Origin of the sequence: uncultured Cetobacterium sp. (genome assembly GCF_947038635.1) — a bacterium.
Lineage (GTDB): Bacteria > Fusobacteriota > Fusobacteriia > Fusobacteriales > Fusobacteriaceae > Cetobacterium_A.
Genome location: NZ_CAMQXC010000169.1, coordinates 1 through 3,433 on the forward strand (window position 1 = coordinate 1; position 3,433 = coordinate 3,433).

2 protein-coding genes are annotated in these 3,433 nt (G+C 25.0%); one reads left to right on the forward strand and one right to left on the reverse strand.

Translation table 11 applies throughout. From position 1 onward, the window contains the following. Positions 1 to 172 precede the first annotated feature (172 nt). On the forward strand, positions 173 to 1,891 hold the full coding sequence (locus tag Q0V08_RS11145; protein ID WP_297434782.1) for a phosphoenolpyruvate carboxykinase: 1,719 nt from the start codon (positions 173 to 175) through the stop codon (positions 1,889 to 1,891). Between the two features lie 164 nt (positions 1,892 to 2,055). On the opposite strand, the gene Q0V08_RS11150 is transcribed toward Q0V08_RS11145, so the two are convergent. Beyond that, positions 2,056 to 3,414 (reverse strand): dicarboxylate/amino acid:cation symporter, encoded by a 1,359-nt coding sequence (locus tag Q0V08_RS11150; RefSeq protein WP_297434784.1) that lies wholly within the window; start codon positions 3,412 to 3,414, stop codon positions 2,056 to 2,058. Positions 3,415 to 3,433 lie beyond the last annotated feature (19 nt).

Here is a 3,433-nt window from a genome sequence, read left to right on the forward strand (position 1 = left end):
ATATTATATTTATAAAAAAGTATAGTTATTTAATATATTTAAATTTTAACTTTATTTTTTTGTTAAATTATTTTTATTTTATTTATTTTTAAAAATATTTTTTTATTTTTTCTTGACTTATTGAGTTTTTTTTCATAAAATTTAATCAACCAATATATCTTAGGAGGATTTTATGAATCAAGAAATTTTTATAGGTAGAAATAGTGCGATTTTAAATTTTTCAACAAAATATTGTGATACTTCTGAAAATCTTTTATCAAGTTTAGCATTTAAAAAGGTTCTTTCTAAATATATACATTTAATTAACAATAAAAATACATCGATTTATCAATTTTTAAAAAAAAGTTGTGAAGATGACATAAGTGAAACTCTGATTAAATTTTTTAAGCTTCTTATTGTTTTAGATAAATCTGAAGTTTCAAAATTAAAGTCAGTTTATGCTAATCTTTTATTAAATGAAACAATTCTTTTTGAATTTATTGAAGGTTTATATTCTTATTGGAGAAAATTTGAAAGATATGCTATTATTCGTAATAAAAATACAAGCTTAGGTCTACAAAATATTAATTTTATTGATTCTATGAATAGTTTTACGAATTTAATTTTAAAAACTTATAGATTAGTTGAACAAAATATTTTGGGTGAAAATCATAGAGTTTATAGACAACTTAATGCTGGAGTTAATGCTGGACTTATCTTAAATAACGCTCCTTGGAAATGTCCTAAAGAATATTCTTTTTTAGAAAAAATTCCATTTACTGAATCAATAGTACTACAACCGCCTTTTATAACTTATCCTAGGAAAAATACACGAAAAGGTATTTTTTGTGAAAATAGAGAAAATCCTATTGAAAATTTAACTTTAAATTTAGATAATTGGATTTGTTTTCCTGCTAAAGTTGGTGAATTGTTAGCTTTTGTATATTTTGATATGAATTTTATGGCTCAAGGTGTTACTCTTTGTAATCTTTTTGAATTAGCTAAAAAAGAGGAATATCTAAATAAAAAACCTGATATTATATATATGTATGGAGTTAAAGATTTTCATACAGAAATGAGAACTGAATTTTTTAAAGATTCACAAAATGATATTATGATTGGATATGTAAATTTTAATGAAGGTATTGATTATTTTGGTTATATGAAAAAAATGATTTTAACACTTCATAATTTAAAAATGATTGATGCTGGATACCTTCCAGTACACGGTGCTATGGTAAATTTAACATTTAAAAATGGATTAGAAAAAAATGTTATTATTATGGGAGATAGCGGAGCTGGAAAATCTGAAAGTTTAGAAGCTTTTAGAAAATTAAGTGAATCTTATATCAAAGAAATGAAAATTATATTTGACGATATGGGAGTTTTAAAGCTTGATGAAAATACTTTAACTGCTTCTGGAACGGAGATTGGAGCTTTTATACGACTTGATGATTTAGATATTGGATATCCTTATAAAGAGATTGATCGAAGTATTTTTATGAACCCTGATAAAATAAACTCTCGTATTGTTATTCCGATATCTACTCATTCTGATATTATAAAAAAATATAAAGTTGATATGTTTTTATATGCTAACAATTATGAAGATGGTGAAATTTTAGAGTTCTTCAATTCTTCTTCTATTGCTAAGCCTATTTTTATTCAAGGTGCTCGAAATGCCAAAGGGACTACTAATGAAATTGGAAAAGTAACATCGTATTTTGCTAATCCATTTGGTCCTCTACAACGAAAGAATGAAACAGATATATTAATTAATAAATATTTTGAAAAAATGTTTGAAGATAAAATTTTAGTAGGACAGATTAGAACATGTTTAGGTATTAATGGACTAGAAAAAGAAGGACCTGAAAAGGCAGCTAAAAAATTATTTGAATTTATTATTAAATAATTCTTGCTTTTTTATAAAATTTGAATTATAATTCAAGTGTTGAATTTTAATTCAGTTTTGTCTTGAATTCACATTGTTCATTGTTTTTGGAGTTATGTAAATAACTCCTTTTCTATTTTTTGTAAAAAAAGTAGATACAAGAAAAGTATCTACTTTTTTATTTTTTAAATTTTAATTTTTTCTTCTTTATTTTCTAAAGAATGATATATATCATGGTCTAATTTCCCTTCACTTTTTGAAACATACACTGCTACAGCACTATCTCCCACAACATTTAATGATGTCAGTAACATCTCTAATGGTCTATTTATTCCTAGTATTATTGCATAAGCTGATACTGCAATTTCATTACTATATCCCATCCCTGTTAAAATAGTAAATAGAATTATAGCTCCACTACCTGGTGCTGCTGGTGTTCCAATTGATGCTAATAATGCTAATAATGATATTGTTGCTAAATTGAATACTGTAATTTCATAACCCGCTACTCCTGCGATAAAAAGAGTTGCTAAAACTTGCATTATTGCAGTTCCATTCATATTTACAGTCATTCCCATTGGCAATACAAATGACGTCGTTGTTTCATCTACCCCTAATTTTTCAATTGTTGTTTTAGTATTCAATGGTAATGATGCCGCTGATGATGATGTTGAAAAAGCAAACATCGCGACATTTGATATTTTTTTCATAAAATGAATTGGATTTAATCCAGTTGAAATCCATATGATAAATGAATATCCTAATATAAGAAATACAATTAAAGTTATAGCTGTTAAAACAAAATATATACTAGCAATTTGTAAATATCCTATTCCATAAATTGCAAATGTTCTCATTAATAATGAAAATATAGCTATTGGTGCAAATTTATTTATTATAAATGTTAAGAATATTTGTGATATTTTATTTAATTCTAATATTCCTTTTTTTACAACTGAATTTTCATCATTCATAGTATTTAAAACTAATCCTACAGAAATTCCTAAAAATACCGCTACTAAAACATTTCCATTATTTGATAACCCTGCTATTATATTTTGTGGAATAGCTTTTATTATTATCATTAGTGGATTTGATGATATTGCTCCTCCAGCTCCAGAAACTTTATTTATTGCTACTGAGAATAAATTAGCTTTATAAGCTATCATTCCTACTACCGATGCATATAAAAGAGCTAAAACAGAACTTAATCCAAATCCTAAAAAAGTTTTATAAGATATTCTTTTTAAACTTTTTGAATCTTGAATGCTTGTCACAGCAATAATTATTGATGTAAATACCATCGGTATAATAACTAATTGTAAGGCATTTATAAATAATTGCCCTATTATATAGAAGATTCCAAAAGATTTAGCTCCCTCTGCTTTTGTTATATCCTGGAATAAAATTGAATTTATCGTATTCCAAACACTTTCTTTTCCTTGAGCAATTAAATTTTCTCTTAAAAAAAGAAATGCAACTCCCATAGTAACACCTAAAACTAAAGCATAAAATATTTTTTTTGTTAAATTATTTTTTTTCATTTTCACTCTCCTATTTTTT

Excerpts from the sequence above, each read along its gene's own strand:
- Q0V08_RS11145 (WP_297434782.1), top strand. The coding sequence starts at position 173 with ATGAATCAAGAAATTTTTATAGGTAGAAATAGTGCGATTTTAAATTTT.
- Q0V08_RS11150 (WP_297434784.1), bottom strand. The coding sequence starts at position 3,414 with ATGAAAAAAAATAATTTAACAAAAAAAATATTTTATGCTTTAGTTTTA.